Origin of the sequence: Streptococcus oralis (assembly GCF_964238205.1) — a bacterium.
Taxonomy (GTDB): domain Bacteria; phylum Bacillota; class Bacilli; order Lactobacillales; family Streptococcaceae; genus Streptococcus; species Streptococcus oralis_CZ.
Genome location: NZ_CAXSLF010000016.1, coordinates 1 through 520, shown reverse-complemented (window position 1 = coordinate 520; position 520 = coordinate 1). Strand labels below are relative to the sequence as shown.

Sequence of the window (520 nt, the reverse complement as noted above, 5' to 3'; positions counted from 1 at the left end):
CAGTGAAAGCTGATGTACCTGGTGGTGTAGATATTGAAAATACTGCGGCTCAAGTAGTCAACTACTACAACCCAACTACTAAGAAAGTTGAAAAACCTGAAAAACCAACTGAAAAACGTGTAAACAACGTTCCAGTTGAAGTGGAATTCAACTTCACTAAACGCTTGGAAGGCCGTGAGCTTAAAGAAAACGAATTCAGCTTCGTTCTTAAAGATTCAACAGGTAAAGTTGTTGAAACTGTAAGCAGCGATGCGGCTGGTAATGTTAAGTTCAAAGCTCTTGAATTCAAGAAAGGTCAAGAAGGCGTACACAACTACACAGTAGAAGAAGTTAAAGGAACAGACGCAACCGTTACATACGACACAATGAAAGCGAATGTAACAGTTACAGTGAAACACGATGGAACAGCTAAAGTTCTTATCGCAACTGTAGGCGACATCGCTGATAAAGAATTTAACAACGTCGTCACTCCTCCAGAAGAACCTAAGTTCCAACCAGAGAAATACGTTGTTTCTGAAGA

1 protein-coding gene is annotated in these 520 nt (G+C 40.2%); it reads left to right on the top strand.

All coding sequences use genetic code 11. The features are described 5' to 3' along the window. Window positions 1–520: Spy0128 family protein (locus ACESOD_RS09790; protein ID WP_373095559.1), on the top strand; the 520-nt coding region annotated here is incomplete at both ends.